Origin of the sequence: Asaia platycodi JCM 25414, assembly GCF_000614545.1 — a bacterium.
GTDB lineage: Bacteria > Pseudomonadota > Alphaproteobacteria > Acetobacterales > Acetobacteraceae > Asaia > Asaia platycodi.
On record NZ_BAKW01000020.1, the window covers coordinates 37458 to 52247 of the forward strand.

Consider the following 14790-nt stretch of genomic DNA (forward strand, 5'->3'; position numbering starts at 1 on the left):
CCGACGGCGCGTCATTGCGTCGCGACGAACCGCCGGAATAGAGATCGGCCTGGAGCCTATGAAGGGATGAAGCGGCGAGGGGGTGTGGCGATAGCCGCAATCGCATTGAAGGCGTAGGCCGAGACAGTGCGGTTCTGCCCTGTGCGGTTCAGCTCGAAACTGCCGCCCTGATAGAGCCCACCCACTGAAAATTCGAAAGAAGGTGCGCCGCCGTACCAGCGGAACCCGTAATTCTGTCGCGCCGTCGTGCCGCTGAGTGTCGTCTTGTTGTAAGGCAGTGCTGCCGAGCTCCCCCCCACCCGAAAGGCGATGAGGAAAAGATCGAGGAAGGACGAGATCCGTTCCGATCCGAGCGCGAAGGAGGGAGGCGCCCATGTGACGTCCAGGCCGTGCAGGCGCGTGCTCCAATCGACACGATCATGGAACATCTTATTGAAGGTGATGTTCGTGCCGACAAAATCGTACACATCGGCGCGCATGCGCGGCCAGATGGCGTAGCCACGCACACCGTTCCAGGCAAGCGGTACGTCCGGCGTTTCGCGGTTGTAAAGAATATAGGACGGGGCATCGAGAAATTGCTGTCGCCCAATGATCAGCCCGGTCTTTGCCTTGGCGAGCCTGGTTCGCAGCTCGACAAAGCCCTGTTGCAAATCAAGACGCTTTCGAAACGTGGCGTTGTAGCCGTAGCCCCCCCAGCCCGCAGCATCGCCATTCACGAGCTGGCCGAAAAACCGGACATGCTCACCGAGATGCAAATCGGCGCCGTAGAGGTTGCGCACGGCAAAACGCCCTGATCCGGTGTGCCACGCGTGCCGAGAAACGGCGCCTCCTCCGACCAGTTGCGCAGGCGCGTTTCGCCTGAAAAAGTGAGCCACCAGGAGCCGTTGCGCGTGAGAGGGATGTATTTCAGCGGGTCGAACAGATCGTCGTGGCGTTTCTTGTCGCGCAGGAATGACCAGTCTTCTGCCCAGGGCGCGATACCATAACGACCTACGGGCCCGAACCCGGCAGATTCACCGTTGCCCCGTGTAAAAATGCCCCAATCGCCCTGGGTGCCATGGGGCGCCTTGTTCTGCAGGGGGGTGACGCGCCGCGGCTGCCCGACCGGACCAGCATGGGGATAATTCTGGATTTCCGGTCGCTGGGTGCCGTTGACTGTGAGATGCTCGTCGGTCGCTGTCGGGTCGACCAGCTTTCGGGCCTTGGCCTGAACGAGCGCAGGGGGGCTATCGACAGCGGTTGGGAATGTTGCAGCATAAGCGACACAGGGAGACACGCCTGCAAGCAGGAAGAAAGCAGGCAGGGCGTGACGAGAGCGCATGGCAGAACGTTCCGGAGAGAAGATAGTTCTCCAGATTATCAGCGTGGAAACTTATTACAACGTGTTTTTAATAAAGCACGTTTCCAGATAGTCTATTAATTTGTGTGAGCCGTAAATTTTGCGGGGCGCAGATGGGTCTGGTTGTAATCAAGCTGCTCATGGCTGAGCTGAAACCCGACCTTGAGTGCGTAATTGGTCTGCTGCAGATCAGGCGAGGCGGGCACGTCAATGATTCGCACCGGGGTGCGCAGCGTCACTGTCGACTGGTTGCCTGCGAAAGAAACGGGAAAATCGAATTCCTTCTTTTCGAGAATCTTGCCGTCGCGCAGCACCGCTACGAAATAGGGCAGAACGATATCCTTGCCATCGGAGGCTGGGCCGCGCTCGACAACGACGGAAAGGCTCAGGCGAGAGCGCACGCTTTTCTTGGGGCCAGCTTCGCAATTGCCGGTCAGACCGCTCATGCCAGCATGGGTCACCAGGCTGCCGGCATCGAGGCCATGGCCATCATACTGGTAGAAATCGGCCGCCCGGCTGAGAATCTCGACCGGGGGGCAGGTAGGCGCGAAGGCACTCTGATCGTCTTGGTTGCACGCTGTCAGGGCGGCCGAAGAACCGATCAGGGCGAGAAGGGGCAGGAAGTGGCGGGCGGATCTGGTCATGGACAAGGCTCTTCGTCTATTCACCGGTGCGGAAAACGAGCCCGGTATGGTAAGAAGGCGACACGACGCCGAATGATCGTGCAATGACGGGCTTGCATACTGGCAACGGGTTGCGTAGCTCCCATATGCGAGCCCATATCGCGAAGCGTTGCATCATTCATCATGCGTGCTGCCTTGGGGCTTGTTCGCATATACCGCCTGCCGTGAGATTGGGGAACACCATGCCCGACACCTTGACCACTTCACGCCCGCAAGCGTCCTCGGAACAGGGATCTGAAGCGCAAACGCTTCGTGTCCTCCTGGCCGGGCCGCGTGGCTTTTGCGCCGGCGTCGATCGGGCCATCCGCGTGGTGGAAGAAGCTTTGCGCCGCTATGGCGCGCCCGTCTATGTCCGCCATGAGATCGTGCATAATCGCACCGTCGTCGAGAATCTCGAAGAGCAGGGCGCGATTTTCGTTGAAGAGCTCGACGAAGTGCCCGCCGATGGTCATGTCGTGTTTTCGGCTCACGGCGTGCCGAAATCGGTGCCTGCCGAAGCGCAGCGCCGCAACCTGCTTTATCTGGATGCGACCTGTCCGCTTGTATCGAAGGTCCATCGCGAAGCCGAGCGTCATTTCGCCGGTGGCGGTTCCGATGCCCGCCATATTCTGATGATCGGTCATGCAGGCCACCCCGAAGTGGTCGGCACCATGGGCCAGCTTCCGAACGGCGCTGTGACGCTGATCAACGATGCGGAAGAAGCACGCACCGTGCAGCCTGCCGACCCGTCGCGCCTTGCCTTCATCACGCAGACGACACTCTCGGTCGACGATACCTCCGAGATCGTGGCGATTCTGCGCGAGCGTTTCCCGCTGATCGAAGGGCCGAAGAAGGAAGATATCTGCTACGCCACCACCAATCGCCAGGAAGCGGTCAAGGCGATTGCGCCTGAGAGCGACCTGGTGATCGTGATCGGCTCGCCCAATTCGTCGAATTCGCAGCGTCTGCGTGAGGTGGCCGAGCGTTCGGGCGCCAAGCGAGCCCTGCTGGTGCCCAAGCTCGCCTCACTTGACTGGAGCGCGCTCGAAGGAGTGAGCACGGTCGGCATCACTGCGGGGGCATCGGCGCCTGAATCTCTGGTTCAGGAAATGGTCGATGCCTTGTCGACACGCTACAAGCTTCAGATCGAAGAGCGTATCGTGAAGAAGGAAAATGTGGCGTTCCGTCTGCCGAGCCCGCTCGGCGAGCCTGTCTGAGGGCTGACGAAACCATCATGACCTTCCTGTTTTCCGCCTGAGATCATGGCGGTCTATACAACCATACCGTCGGAGAGGCTTGAGACCTTTCTGGCGGATTACGATCTCGGGCCGCTCGTGCAGATCGACGGCATTGCCGAGGGTGTCGAGAATACCAATTACCTGCTCGAAACAGAGGCAGGACGGTCCATTCTCACGCTCTACGAAAAGCGCGTTCGTGCCGAAGAACTGCCCTGGTTTCTGGGGTTGATGCAGCATCTTTCCCGCCGTGGGCTTAAATGTCCGACGCCAGTCGTCGCTCGTGACGGGGTGGCGCTTCGCCGCCTTATGGACAAGCCTGCATCCATTACGACTTTTCTGCCAGGCCGACCGATTACGACGATTACCCCTTCTGCCTGTTTCAGCCTGGGGCAGTCTCTGGCACGCTTTCATCTTCTGGGTGAGGATTTCAGAGCGAAGCGGGCGAATTCTCTCGGGCCGCAAGCCTGGAAGCCCCTTCTTGATTCCTGCAACGGCGCGGGCGATTCGCTTCGTCCTGACCTGACGTGCGAGCTTGGCGAGGCCATCGGCACTGTGCTGCGCGACTGGCCCGCACAAGGCGCGCTTCCGACGGGTCAGATCCATGCAGATCTGTTTCCCGATAATGTCTTCTTTCAGGAAGGCAGTGTATCCGGTCTGATCGATTTCTATTTCGCCTGCACGGATTTGCTGGCCTATGATCTGGCGATCTGCCTCAATGCCTGGTGCTTTCCGGATGACGTCACGGCGTCGCCCGCGCTGATGGCCGGCCTGATGGGGGGATATCAATCGGTTCGCCCGCTCAAGCCCGAAGAGAAGGCAGCTCTTCCCGTCCTCGTGCAGGGGGCGGCGATACGCTTCCTTTTGACCCGGCTTTATGACTGGGTGAATACGCCACAAGACGCCATCGTGACCCGCAAGGACCCACTGGCTTATTATCACCGTCTGATGGCATGGCGTGACGACGCGAAGGGGCTTTTACATGTCTGAAGATGACAAGGCCCCTCTGCCCGACGATGCCCCTTTTGTCGAAATCTGGACCGATGGCGGGTGCAAGCCCAATCCGGGGCCGGGTGGCTGGGGGGCGCTCCTTTGCTCCATGGGGCATGAGCGTGAGCTTTCGGGCGGTGAGCAGGAAACCACGAATAACCGTATGGAACTGACTGCCGCTGCTGAAGCGCTCGAGGCACTCAAGCGTCCCTGCAAGGTCACGCTGCATACGGATAGCGAATATCTGCGTAATGGTATCACGCGCTGGCATACGGGCTGGGTGCGTCGCAACTGGCGCAATGCTGCCGGTGACCCTGTGAAAAATCTCGATCTCTGGAAGCGTATTCTGGCAGCGGAGAAGCGCCATAAGGTCGAATGGCTCTGGGTGCGCGGCCATAGTGGCAATGTGAATAACGAACGCGTCGATCAGATCGCGACAGCTGCCCGCGAATCGATCGAGCACGGCTGACTGAGCGCTACGGGAGAGCGGTCAGACGCCTCTCTCCCGTTCACCCTTGATCGAAAGAGGGCTCAGACGGCGAGGCAGATGCGATGGGCGATATCGGTCGTTTTGTCGGCATCGGGCATCAGGCCGATCAGTTTGAGTTCATCGACATATTGCTCGACCTGCACCCGGAAGGGATGCCCCGTCACAGCGTGACTCGCGATTTCACGATCGAGCATACCCTGGGCTTCTTCCGGCGCATCGGTGTCCTTCTTCCATAAACGCGCCAGTTCGTCGCGATGGGCCGGAAATTCGTTCTGTGCATCCTGCAAGGCGGCGGTGAGCGCTGCGGCAAGGCCTGGATCCTGCGTCAGAGCCTTGGTGGCCACCCCCAAAGTGAGATCGATCCGCTCTCGTTCGGCGCCGGTCATGCTGTCGAGCATGTTCCAGCTCACACCTTTGGTCTGTTGGAGGATTCTCCATCCAATCGGATCATGCACGGCGACGGCATCGAGATCTCCGGCACGAAGGGCGTCGGCCATGTCATCGGCAGTGATCGCGACCCATTGTACCGAATCGGTCGGATGCAGGCCACGGCGCCGAAGCTGGATGCTGACAAATCGGCGATCCGCTCCTTCGAGACTCAGGACACCGATCTTTTTGCCGGCGAGATTGCCGATTTTGTGCAGATTGAGAGCGCGTCTGACGAGCAGACGATAGCTGCCGCCGCGCACACCACAGGCGAGGCGCGCAGGCAATTCGTTTTCCTCATCCTGATAGAGCGCAGGCAGCCAGTCGAGCAGGGGGCTCAACGCCGCATCGGCGCGATTGGTGACGACCGCGTCGATGGCGCTGTTGCCACCTGGTGTTTCCACCAGATCGACTGTCAGATTGTAGCGTCCGAAAATGCCCTGCTGGCACAGCCAGAGCAGGGGGTCGTAATCGGGTTCAGGCCAGGCGAGACGGATATGGCGCTTCTTGCCATCGGTCTGAATGGGCTTGTGACGATGGAAGAAGTTCCGCGTTTGCAAGGCTGTAGCAGGATAACGCCCCCTGCACCCATGAGAAGAAGACGACGGGAAGCGCTGCCATCAGAAGAATGACTCCATATGCAAAAAAAATGACAAAGGGGGTTTACCCCATGAAAAGCTTTCGCTAGATAGTGCCTCGCCGGTCCCGAATAGCTCAGTTGGTAGAGCAAGCGACTGTTAATCGCTGGGTCGTAGGTTCGAGTCCTACTTCGGGAGCCAGGCATTTTTCCCCTTAAAATCATGTTTCATCCGGCCTGATCGTATCGAGGCGATCGAGCGTCCACAGACGCGGAAACATCCTGATCCAGAGCCCTGCGACGATCAGTGTGCCGATACCGCCCGCGACGACAGCGGCTTCGGTTCCAATGGCGGTGGCCAGCATGCCGCTCTCAAATTCCCCCAACTGATTGCTGGAGCCGATGAACAGCATGTTGACGGCCGAAACGCGGCCACGCATGCCATCAGGTGTTGCCAATTGCGTCAGTGCCCCACGTACGACCACGCTCACCACGTCAGCCGCGCCGAGAACAGCGAGAGACAGCACTGACAGGGCAAGAGAGTGCGAGATGCCGAACACGATCGTGGCGATGCCAAAAATACCGACCGAAGCGAACATGATCGGCCCGGCATGGCTCTTGAGCGGATAGCGCGCAAGGAACAATGAGCCGAGCAGGGCGCCGATTGCGGGAGAGGCTCTCAGAATGCCAAGCCGATGGGGCCAAGATGCAGGATGTCATCGGCATAGACTGGCAGCATGGCAGTGGCGCCGCCCAGCAACACGGCGAACAGGTCGAGGGAGATGGCCCCCAGCAGATCGCGCCGACGACGCAGGAACGCGATTCCGCCAAACAGCGATTCGAGGCTCATGGGCGAGCGGCTTCCCACATAGGGGCGGAGCTTGAGAAGTGTGGTCGAAATCAGGGCGACCGAAAAACCTATGGCACAGGTCAGGTAGCAGAAATCGGCGCCCAAGCCGTAAAGCAGGCCCCCGAGAGACGGCCGATGATCGAGGCTGTCTGAAACAAAGACGCCGAAAGAGCCGCCGCCTTCGGGAATTGGGCGGGTGTGGCGATCGAGGGCAGAAATGTCTGCTGACACGGGCCTTCGAAAGAGCGCAGCGCGCCGAAACAGGCGACGAGTACATAAAGTGCCCAGGGAGCGAGCTGTCCTGTGAAGCTCAGGAGCGCCATGGCAAACGCGCCAATGATCTCGATTGTCTGACAGATCTGCACAATACGCTTGCGATTATAGCGATCGGCCACATGGCCAGAGATGAAGACCAAGGCCAGCATGGGCAGAAACTGCGCAAGGCCGATGAGGCCGAGTGCCGCCACGCTATGGGTCAATGCATAGGTCTGCCATGCGACCGCAACGGCAAGAACCTGGGCGGAAAGCGCGGAAAGGGTGCGCCCGGCAAGAAAGGGGCGCAGGCCGACGATGGCGCTCAGGGCATCGTTTGGCGCGGGGGAGGGTTCAGTGGGGGTATGGGGGTCTGGCATGGCGTCTTCACTATAAGCAGAGGGCGTGAGGCAGAGCCAGCGCGCAGCCGTATCGAGTCGATTGCATTTCGACGGCCTTGCAGGCAGGTTCCGCCGATGAACCCAGAACGTGATCTCCCCGCCGAATCGCGGCATCCGCCATGCCTTCCGATCCTGTGCAGCCCGATATCCGTGTCGGGACAGTCGCCTCGGCGCGAGAAGAGGGCGATAAAATGATGCTCTGGATCGATTTCGGGGCACTTCTGGGTGTCCGCCGCGCCACAATGGCCCTCACGAAACGCTATGAGGCGCCGCAGCTTGTTGGCAGGCAAGTTTGTGCTGTGGTTAATCCGCAGCTGCATACCGCTTCTGTGAATCAAGTTCTGGCGCTCGGCATGCCTGATCGTTCCGGCGACATGGTTCTGATCTGCCCGGATCGCCGGGTGCCAGATGGAGGAAAATTGTTCTGATGGCTACCAACTACGCAACCGTCACCTGGGACCAGCTGCATCGCGATGCGCGTACCCTTGCCTCGGCCCTGATGGCGCGTGGCGCGTTCAAGGGCATCGTTGCTGTCACACGTGGCGGTCTGATTCCTGCTGCTATCATTGCCCGTGAGCTCGATTGCCGTCTTGTCGAATCCATTTCGGTCATCAGCTATTCGGGGGAGAGCGCGGAGGACCAGAAGCAGCCACGCGTGGTCAAGGCTCCTGTCGCTGCGGGCGATGGCGAAGGGTTTCTGGTGATCGACGATCTGGTCGATTCTGGTGAGACGGCCAAGGTCGTGCGCGACGTGCTGCCCAAGGCGCATTTTGCCTGCCTCTATGCAAAACCCAACGGTAAACCGCACACCGATCAATATGTGATGGAAGTGGCGCAGGATACCTGGGTGCTGTTCCCGTGGGACACCGCACCGCTCTTTGTGCCGCCTCTGGCGCGTAACCTCGGATAATTCTTCACTTTTTTCAAAAACGCGTCTTTCACCCTGTCGCGAGTTGCGGTAGGGTCCGCGCGTTCGGGGCGTGGCGCAGCCTGGTAGCGCGCTTGTTTTGGGTACAAGAGGCCCCCGGTTCGATTCCGGGCGCCCCGACCACCACCAGGGTTCAAGAGGTAAGCGCCCTTAGCTCAGTTGGATAGAGCAACAGCCTTCTAAGCTGTGGGTCGCTGGTTCGAATCCAGCAGGGCGCGCCATTTTTCCAGACATTTGGCCCCCTGAGTTTGCAGATTGTTTCCATGCACTATGGGTGGGTTGCCTAATCTCCCACGAGATCAGCCTTGCAGCGCTTATTCCGAGCAGGACAGTCCTTGTCGTCTGATGCTTCGGTCTGCGATTGCGGCCTCTGTGCGCAGCCTATGCCTTGGCCAGCTTGTCACACTGGCGCTGCGCCGGTCCCCGCGCTGCCGGTGCGGGGATTCCGGCATCTTTTCTCACTCTGCTGCGCGTTCATCCGGCTGGAAAAGAGTGCGCGTCCAAGCTGGGTTCATGCTTGTCTCGGCCGTAATCCCGCGCAAAGGTTAAGCTCCTCGGTGCTTAACGCTTGGCGATTTCGGGCCGCTCTGGCGCCCCTGACGCATTATTAGCCTGACAGGGCGACGAGAGTGAGCAAGCAACCAACCATTGACGACGCCATAAGTCTGTCGATGGTGGAATATCCAAATCTCTTCGATCGCAATTGATCGTCAGTCTCTGGGCATTGTTGAACTAATAAAGAATGGATAAATCGAGAGTATAGCCGCGAAGGAGGGGAGCGTCCTTTTCGCGCCCGATCTTTCGGCCCCAATAGCAACCGCGCAATAATCTTCGGGCTTACATACCGGCGGCCGCTCATTCCTTGTCCTCCACGAGCGGCGTACCCGACAACTTTCATTTCTGAATTCAGACTGGCGCTACAGTTGCGCTTTTCTGGGAGTTCTGAGTCTATGGGTAACCATGATTTTGAGCGAGATGAATGGCGCGACCTCTGTTGAGGATCTCCTTGTACTGACGCTGGAGGCGCTACGGGACGTCAAGGCTGGGATGAGGCCGGTGTTCGGGCAGGAGCGGATTGCTGTGTCTGCAGGACGCTTCTTGGAAACGCTGCTGGGTAATGAGTCACGCGAGACAAGGTGAATGCGCGCTGAGGCAGCGGTCGAAGGAAGGCGCTGGCGGATAGAGGAAGGCTATTGGAAACCGCGAGAAACGAGTTCGGCCTTGATCATAACGAGACCTGCTTCTGGCACGGCTCACAACGCCATGTCTCGCTGGTCATGCTCGCCTACGCGATGATGGCCGCCGTGCGCTCTTAGGCCAATGCCGCGGCGCTCAGAAGAAGCCCATTGCCAACACGCAAAAGCTCATCTGGTGGTCAATCCAGGAACTCCGCCGCTTCGCCGCGAAGGCCACACAGGCTCAGATCCCTATCCCGCATATCCTCCGATGGTCCGTCTTTCGGCGGCCCCATCAAGCCACCGCATATCTCTCACGCACCCAAACAAAGGCGCAACTGTAGTGCTAGAATTGCGGGCGATCTCACCTTGAGCGGCACGTTCATGATGGCGCTCTGTGCCATTCTCGCCCGCTTCTCGCCGAGGCCGGCTCAAGGCTCACGCTGCAATTCTCTATCTGCTCGTCATTCGTATCGCGATGAACACCAAGCGTGCGGCTAATGCGGACGATGAGCGGCTTGGGTCCTGAATGCATCGCATCGGCAGGAATCGTATTTCCCGGCAAACGAGCCCTTTTTTAGTCTTGCGGCTTTTATTTGCGCTTCTGGAACGAACCAAATCGTCGTAGGAGCGAAGGCGGAACAGAGTCCGGATGCCCGGTCATGCGCTGGAGCCGAAATGTCGCTTGGAATTAGGCATGGTCGATAAGAAGCCTCGCTCGATCGGTATCGAAGCCTATGAGATTTTCGATACGCCACCTGAGCGTGGCTATGACGATCTCGTCTCTCTGGCGGCACAGATCTGCAACACGCAAACTGCGATTGTGAGCCTGATCGGCAAGGATCGCCAATGGTTCAAGGCGCGTTTTGGCACCTCGCTATGTCAGACAGCGCTGGATGGTTCGATCTGTCGCTGGGTCGTCGATCATGACTGTCTGATAGAAGTCGAAGACCTCACGACCGACCCGCGAACACGTCAGAGTCCTCTCGTCCTGGAGGCGCCGGAGATCCGTTTTTACGCGGGCGTGCCGTTGCGTACGCCCTTCGGTACGATCGGTGCATTGGCTGTCATCGACGATGCCCCACGTCCGGGTGGCCTGGTCCCGGCACAGCGTGAGGCGCTGGCCAAACTCTCCAGTCTCGTGGTTGACCTTCTTGAGCTCCGCAGGCGCAGCGCAGCGCTCGATGCGACACAGAAACGCTGGCACAGCCTTTTCCAGACCATGGATGAGGGATATTTTCTTGCGCAGGCGTTGCGCGATGAAACAGGCCGCTTCTTCGACTGGGTCTATCATGAGGTCAATCCGGCCTGGGAGCGCCATGTAGGTATTCCGGCCGCTTCGGTTATCGGCGCAACCTATGCAGCGCTTTTCCCTTTTGTGGAGGCTGACTGGATCGATCTTGCGGCGAAAGCGCTGGACAACGATCAGCCCGTTCCATTCGTCCAGCGCGTCAAGGCGACAGGGCGCTGGTATGAAGGCACGTTTTACCCGGTCGGCCAGGGATTTTTTTCAGCAACGTTCCGGGATGTTACCAGTCAGATCGCCTCGCGTAATCGTCAGGCCGGTCTGATCGCTCTTGGCGACGTGTTGCGCGACGAACGCGATATTGGAATCATGATCAGTCAGGCCATGGCCGTGATCGGCCAGGCCCTGAGCGCCGACCGGGCGACGTATGGTGAACTCGATCATGATATCGAGACCATCTCTGTCGCCGAAGGGTGGGCTCTGCCCGGCATGCCGCCCATCAAGGGCGTCTATCGCTTCGACGATTACGGGCGTCTGCGCGAGACGCTTCTCGCGGGCGAGGCGCTCGTCATTACCGATATCCTGACCGACCCACGCACACGCGATGATAGTGCGGGGTGGCTCGCCCTCAAGGCGCGTGGCGTCATCAATGTGCCGGTGCGTGAGGACGGACGAAATGTCGCGCTCATGCTGGTGCATTTTACTGCGCCTCACGACTGGACGAGCGAGGAAATTCCCTGGCTTCATAATGCCGCCGATCGTCTTGAACTCGCCATTGCGCGCAGGCGGGCAGACGAGCTTCAGAACGTGATCAATGGCGAGATTGCCCACCGATTGCGCAACACACTGGCTATGGTTCAGGCCGTTGCACGCATGACGCTGCGCGATGCGCTGTCAAAGGAGGAGGCAAGTCGGTTTTATGAGCGGCTGCAATCTCTGGGGCGTGCCCATGATCTGCTTCACTGCGACGAACAGCGGGCTGCAATACTTGGCGATCTCATCGCCAATATTCTGAAAGATGCTTCTGTATTCGAGCGATGCCAGATTATGGGGCCTATTCTGCGTCTTGGCTCGCGAGCTGCCATGTCCACCGCGTTGCTCATTCACGAAATGACAACAAATGCCTGTAAACACGGGGCGCTTTCAGTATCTGAAGGCAGAGTCATTATCACATGGCAGATTGAGCCGACACAGACGGGGAGCGATCTCGTGCTCTTCTGGCAGGAGCTAGGCGGTCCGCCCGTCAAGGAACCAACCAAAGGTGGCTTCGGATCACGTTTAATATCCTTTGGACTCATTGGAACGGGAGGCGTTTCCCTGCGCTATGAGCAGGAAGGTCTGTCGGCCAGCTTCCGGGCCGACGCAGAAAAGATCATGAGGACGTAATGGCGCATTCACTGGATTACGGACATCGACAGGCAACGACCGTGCTGGTGGTTGAAGATGAACCGTTGCAGCGCATGAGCCTCATGGATTTGCTCGAAGAGGCGGGTTATGCGGTTGCTGAGGCTTCCGATGCCGATCAGGCGCTGATCATTCTTGAGAGTCGACCTGACATTCGTATCGTCTTGGCCGATGTTGATATGCCTGGTTCGATGGATGGGCTGCGTCTGGCCGCTCTTGTGCGAGATCGCTGGCCTCCCATCGAGATTATCGTGACCAGTGGGCGCGGTATTCCTCAACTGGCGAGTATTCCCGCCAGAGCGATGTTCCTGCCTAAGCCCCTCAACGAGCAGCGTATCAAGGAAGCACTTTCGCTTTTTTGCTGAGCCTGTCTCAGGAGGCTTGGTTGTCTGACGTCTGCGCTGCAGGCTTGCGATGCGCTGCCACACAGCACAGCACACTGGCAACGATAAAAATGAATGACGCAAGTTCCAGCGAATGCGGCATCCGTTTCTCCCACAAGAAACCGTAGAGCAGCGCAAACAGCGTTTCGAACAGAATCATCTGTCCGGTCAGGGTGAGGGGTAACAGGCGCTCATGCGGTTCCATAACGCGTTGCCGCAAAGAGAGGCGATGACCGCGACGCCGATAGAGACAGTGGCAAAACGTTCCCATGCGGCCAGATCATGCGTTGTCTGGTCGAACAGAAACGCCAGCGGCAGCATGATTACTGCCTGAGCGCCGGTCATGAGCCCGGTAAGTAAATTCCAGTCATGGGCCGATACATGATGCAGGCGCGCCAGTGCGTGGCTGTTCCCGACGGCAAAACCCGTCCAGGAGGCCAAGGCCGCACAAGCGCAGAGCAGGCCTATCAGGCCGCTCGAACCCGGATCGTCGGATATGGGTCCGACATGAAACAGGGCCTGCCAGCCGATGCAGAATGCGCCTATCATGCAAAAGAACAGCGATGGGGCAAGCTTCAGGAAAGGGGGGGCGTCCTTTTCGCGGCTGCCGATGATCGTCACCGCGACGGGCATGAACCCGATCACAAGTGAGGTCAGGGCGATGCCACCTTTCTGCACCGCCATCGAGAGCATGACGTAATAGAAGCTGTTGCCGAAAAACGAGAGCCAGAAGAGCCCATGCCAGTCGCGCCCACGCAGGCTGCGGCACAGAGAGGGTAATCTCTTGCTGACAAGGCACAGCGCGATGAGCCATAGGCGAGATAGCGCCCGGCAGCGAGGTCGAGAGGGGGGAAGTCGCGCGCGAGTTCAGGCGCGAGAAAGACCAGCCCCCACAGAGCACCGGCGCCGGCGCCGCATAATACACCGAGAGGAAGATTCTTCTGGGGGGGATTTGGGCTGCGGCTCATGCTGCTCTTCTAGCTTGAGCCGCACGACCTGTCTCGCCTGCGACGACTGGTGCGCGCCGTTGTGAAGCCAAAACGCAGGCGTGCGATACCGAGACAGAACCCGGTCAGGCAGAGGGCGCTGACGCCGCAAAGGAGGGGCAACGCAATAAGGAGCCGCGCCGTGGATGTGCGCAGCCAGCCGAAGAAATCAAGATCGTGTGGCCCGTAAATGAACCAGCGCGATCCTATGGCGCCAGTGTCGACAAGTTTTAGCTGTGCGCCGCTTCGCACGTCGAGATAGAGGCTCACGCCATCGTCACCCGTTATGCGAAGCACCGGAAAAGGACGTTTTGAGATGGTGGGTAGAGAAATAGTAGGAATCTTCGTGGTCGAGTGTAGTCACGCTTGCGGCGAGGCCTTGTCTGTAAAGATTCTGCCGCAGGGGCTCACCTGTCAGAGAAACGGGCGATAGCGTCAGATCGAGCGCTCTGTTTTTTCCGTCATTGTCGATGACCGATAGAAAAACCGTGCCGCCCCACGCGCTGAGCCTGATGTCGCGAAACATGTGTCCGGGGTGCGCGCGCAGTGTCGAAATGAGGGCTTCCAGCTCGGATGACGAAACGGGCCTGTGAAGGCGCGCGACCCAGTCCGGCGCGGGGCCAAGCTCGAACAGGCCTGCGGGATTCATGCTCAAAAACCCGGTCGTGATCCAGGAAAGCAGCATGAGGCCGAAAATCAGCCCGGCAATATGATGCAGGAAATGCACCCCCTTGTAGGGGGAGAGACGTCGCCCTGCTCCAAGGCGTCGCCAGCCAATCCAGAGCCCCAACGACGTCAGCAATATGCCCAGGCCGGACAGGATGATGAGCGTGTTCACCCAGATCCTTTGATGGCGCTTGAGAAGAGACGGATAGAGCCAGTGCGGTATCGCCCCGAGCCACGACCAGAAGCGGGTCGCGCTTGTGGTCGCCTGAACCACATCGCCGGTTACTGGTGAAAGATAGACGAGGCTCTTTTGTGGGTCATCGAGGGCGTAGCGATAAAATCCCGACTGATGGCCTTTCGTGTTGAGGATCCACTGATCATCGTCGCGCAGCCCCTCGAAATGTGCCGAAACGCGTGCCAAACCAGCATAGCGTGCCGCCTCGTCCTCAAGATCGTGTGCTGAGAGAGACAGCGTCCTGCCAGTGTTGAGATCGAAGCTTTTGACAGCACCTGTCTCAGCAATGGCCTGAAGAACGGGAAGAGATCCGGCCATTACGATCCGAAAGGATCGGTAAGAACCATCCAGCGAGGGCAGAATGACGGCAGTGCCGAGCTGGAAGCGCTCATGCGCCAGACTTGCTCGTGTCTCGTCGGGTTGTGGCCAGGCTTTCCAGAGCATGACGAAGCCGGAGAGACACCAGATGCACATCATCAGCGAGCGTGATTCCAAGCCAGCGATGGAGCAGAAAAACCGACCTGACAATTCTTTTCCGAAAACGC

17 protein-coding genes, 3 tRNA genes and 2 pseudogenes are annotated in these 14790 nt (G+C 59.0%); 12 read left to right on the plus strand and 10 right to left on the minus strand.

From position 1 onward, the window contains the following. Positions 1 to 56: 56 nt before the first annotated feature. The 3 genes from JCM25414_RS25330 to JCM25414_RS13465 all read right to left on the minus strand — a co-directional run bounded on the left by JCM25414_RS25330 (position 57) and on the right by JCM25414_RS13465 (position 1983). Complete coding sequence (locus JCM25414_RS25330; RefSeq protein ID WP_051535894.1) at positions 57 to 779, minus strand: hypothetical protein; 723 nt, start codon at positions 777 to 779, stop codon at positions 57 to 59. Next, on the minus strand, positions 713 to 1321 hold the full coding sequence (locus JCM25414_RS25335; protein ID WP_051535895.1) for a hypothetical protein: 609 nt from the start codon (positions 1319 to 1321) through the stop codon (positions 713 to 715). The genes JCM25414_RS25330 and JCM25414_RS25335 overlap by 67 nt, the downstream gene beginning before the upstream one ends. Before the next feature lie 95 nt (positions 1322 to 1416). After that, the gene (locus tag JCM25414_RS13465; RefSeq protein ID WP_025841973.1) at positions 1417 to 1983 is read right to left on the minus strand and encodes a hypothetical protein; all 567 of its coding nucleotides are present in this window, start codon (positions 1981 to 1983) and stop codon (positions 1417 to 1419) included. Positions 1984 to 2204: 221 nt separating this feature from the next. Between JCM25414_RS13465 and ispH the strand changes: the two genes are divergently transcribed. From ispH to rnhA, 3 genes are read left to right on the plus strand one after another with little or no spacing between them, the layout of a single operon-like run. Next, a complete protein-coding gene (ispH, locus tag JCM25414_RS13470) occupies positions 2205 to 3218 on the plus strand; it encodes a 4-hydroxy-3-methylbut-2-enyl diphosphate reductase (RefSeq protein ID WP_025841974.1) in 1014 nt (337 codons plus the stop codon). 45 nt (positions 3219 to 3263) lie between these two features. Beyond that, complete coding sequence (gene thrB / locus JCM25414_RS13475) at positions 3264 to 4226, plus strand: homoserine kinase (RefSeq protein WP_025841975.1); 963 nt, start codon at positions 3264 to 3266, stop codon at positions 4224 to 4226. After that, entirely contained in the window at positions 4219 to 4695 is a 477-nt protein-coding gene (gene rnhA, locus JCM25414_RS13480; RefSeq protein WP_025841976.1) for a ribonuclease HI, read from the plus strand. The genes thrB and rnhA overlap by 8 nt, the downstream gene beginning before the upstream one ends. A 62-nt stretch (positions 4696 to 4757) precedes the next feature. Here rnhA and JCM25414_RS13485 read toward each other — a convergent pair whose 3' ends face one another. Then, positions 4758 to 5702, minus strand: coding sequence for an ABC transporter substrate-binding protein (locus JCM25414_RS13485; protein ID WP_025841977.1), 945 nt, complete (start codon positions 5700 to 5702; stop codon positions 4758 to 4760). 143 nt (positions 5703 to 5845) lie between these two features. Between JCM25414_RS13485 and JCM25414_RS13490 the strand changes: the two genes are divergently transcribed. After that, positions 5846 to 5921 (plus strand) — tRNA-Asn (locus JCM25414_RS13490). A gap of 19 nt (positions 5922 to 5940) precedes the next feature. Here the strand turns inward: JCM25414_RS13490 and JCM25414_RS20470 are convergent. Then, a pseudogene (locus JCM25414_RS20470) lies at positions 5941 to 7201 on the minus strand (MFS transporter). 140 nt (positions 7202 to 7341) lie between these two features. Here JCM25414_RS20470 and JCM25414_RS13500 point away from each other — a divergent pair. The 8 genes and pseudogenes from JCM25414_RS13500 to JCM25414_RS13535 all read left to right on the plus strand — a co-directional run bounded on the left by JCM25414_RS13500 (position 7342) and on the right by JCM25414_RS13535 (position 12340). Beyond that, positions 7342 to 7650 carry a hypothetical protein gene (locus JCM25414_RS13500; protein ID WP_051535896.1) on the plus strand — a complete coding sequence of 103 codons (309 nt, stop codon included), beginning with the start codon at positions 7342 to 7344 and terminating at the stop codon, positions 7648 to 7650. Next, entirely contained in the window at positions 7650 to 8132 is a 483-nt protein-coding gene (gpt, locus tag JCM25414_RS13505) for a xanthine phosphoribosyltransferase (RefSeq protein WP_025841979.1), read from the plus strand. The genes JCM25414_RS13500 and gpt overlap by 1 nt, the downstream gene beginning before the upstream one ends. Positions 8133 to 8196: 64 nt before the next feature. Continuing rightward, a tRNA-Pro gene (locus JCM25414_RS13510) sits at positions 8197 to 8273 on the plus strand. A 21-nt stretch (positions 8274 to 8294) separates the two neighbouring features. Then, positions 8295 to 8371 (plus strand) — tRNA-Arg (locus tag JCM25414_RS13515). 739 nt (positions 8372 to 9110) lie between these two features. Then, complete coding sequence (locus tag JCM25414_RS23085; protein WP_148301094.1) at positions 9111 to 9290, plus strand: hypothetical protein; 180 nt, start codon at positions 9111 to 9113, stop codon at positions 9288 to 9290. A gap of 18 nt (positions 9291 to 9308) precedes the next feature. Then, positions 9309 to 9460 (plus strand): annotated as a pseudogene (locus JCM25414_RS23090) (IS701 family transposase); the annotation flags it as partial. A 562-nt stretch (positions 9461 to 10022) separates the two neighbouring features. After that, the gene (locus tag JCM25414_RS13530) at positions 10023 to 11957 is read left to right on the plus strand and encodes a GAF domain-containing protein (protein ID WP_035443515.1); all 1935 of its coding nucleotides are present in this window, start codon (positions 10023 to 10025) and stop codon (positions 11955 to 11957) included. Further along, complete coding sequence (locus JCM25414_RS13535; protein ID WP_025841981.1) at positions 11957 to 12340, plus strand: response regulator; 384 nt, start codon at positions 11957 to 11959, stop codon at positions 12338 to 12340. Before JCM25414_RS13530 ends, JCM25414_RS13535 begins: the two co-directional genes overlap by 1 nt. A 7-nt stretch (positions 12341 to 12347) precedes the next feature. On the opposite strand, the gene JCM25414_RS26770 is transcribed toward JCM25414_RS13535, so the two are convergent. From JCM25414_RS26770 to JCM25414_RS13550, 5 genes are read right to left on the minus strand one after another with little or no spacing between them, the layout of a single operon-like run. Continuing rightward, on the minus strand, positions 12348 to 12518 hold the full coding sequence (locus JCM25414_RS26770) for a hypothetical protein (protein WP_369346085.1): 171 nt from the start codon (positions 12516 to 12518) through the stop codon (positions 12348 to 12350). An 8-nt stretch (positions 12519 to 12526) separates the two neighbouring features. Next, positions 12527 to 13051, minus strand: a complete 525-nt coding sequence (locus JCM25414_RS26775) for a hypothetical protein (protein WP_369346086.1) — start codon at positions 13049 to 13051, stop codon at positions 12527 to 12529. After that, positions 13012 to 13326: a hypothetical protein gene (locus tag JCM25414_RS26780; RefSeq protein ID WP_369346087.1), complete on the minus strand. Its 315-nt coding sequence runs from the start codon at positions 13324 to 13326 to the stop codon at positions 13012 to 13014. Before JCM25414_RS26780 ends, JCM25414_RS26775 begins: the two co-directional genes overlap by 40 nt. Before the next feature lie 9 nt (positions 13327 to 13335). Beyond that, positions 13336 to 13614 (minus strand): hypothetical protein, encoded by a 279-nt coding sequence (locus tag JCM25414_RS13545; protein ID WP_148301095.1) that lies wholly within the window; start codon positions 13612 to 13614, stop codon positions 13336 to 13338. A gap of 7 nt (positions 13615 to 13621) precedes the next feature. Further along, a complete protein-coding gene (locus tag JCM25414_RS13550) occupies positions 13622 to 14722 on the minus strand; it encodes a hypothetical protein (RefSeq protein ID WP_159101777.1) in 1101 nt (366 codons plus the stop codon). Positions 14723 to 14790 lie beyond the last annotated feature (68 nt).

Coding starts and splice junctions, on each gene's coding strand:
- JCM25414_RS25335 (WP_051535895.1), bottom strand. CDS start 1,321: ATGCGCTCTCGTCACGCCCTGCCTGCTTTCTTCCTGCTTGCAGGCGTG.
- JCM25414_RS13465 (WP_025841973.1), bottom strand. CDS start 1,983: ATGACCAGATCCGCCCGCCACTTCCTGCCCCTTCTCGCCCTGATCGGT.
- ispH (WP_025841974.1), top strand. CDS start 2,205: ATGCCCGACACCTTGACCACTTCACGCCCGCAAGCGTCCTCGGAACAG.
- thrB (WP_025841975.1), top strand. CDS start 3,264: ATGGCGGTCTATACAACCATACCGTCGGAGAGGCTTGAGACCTTTCTG.
- rnhA (WP_025841976.1), top strand. CDS start 4,219: ATGTCTGAAGATGACAAGGCCCCTCTGCCCGACGATGCCCCTTTTGTC.
- JCM25414_RS13500 (WP_051535896.1), top strand. CDS start 7,342: ATGCCTTCCGATCCTGTGCAGCCCGATATCCGTGTCGGGACAGTCGCC.
- gpt (WP_025841979.1), top strand. CDS start 7,650: ATGGCTACCAACTACGCAACCGTCACCTGGGACCAGCTGCATCGCGAT.
- JCM25414_RS23085 (WP_148301094.1), top strand. CDS start 9,111: ATGATTTTGAGCGAGATGAATGGCGCGACCTCTGTTGAGGATCTCCTT.
- JCM25414_RS13530 (WP_035443515.1), top strand. CDS start 10,023: ATGGTCGATAAGAAGCCTCGCTCGATCGGTATCGAAGCCTATGAGATT.
- JCM25414_RS13535 (WP_025841981.1), top strand. CDS start 11,957: ATGGCGCATTCACTGGATTACGGACATCGACAGGCAACGACCGTGCTG.
- JCM25414_RS26770 (WP_369346085.1), bottom strand. CDS start 12,518: ATGATTCTGTTCGAAACGCTGTTTGCGCTGCTCTACGGTTTCTTGTGG.
- JCM25414_RS26775 (WP_369346086.1), bottom strand. CDS start 13,051: ATGCTCTCGATGGCGGTGCAGAAAGGTGGCATCGCCCTGACCTCACTT.
- JCM25414_RS26780 (WP_369346087.1), bottom strand. CDS start 13,326: ATGAGCCGCAGCCCAAATCCCCCCCAGAAGAATCTTCCTCTCGGTGTA.
- JCM25414_RS13550 (WP_159101777.1), bottom strand. CDS start 14,722: ATGATGTGCATCTGGTGTCTCTCCGGCTTCGTCATGCTCTGGAAAGCC.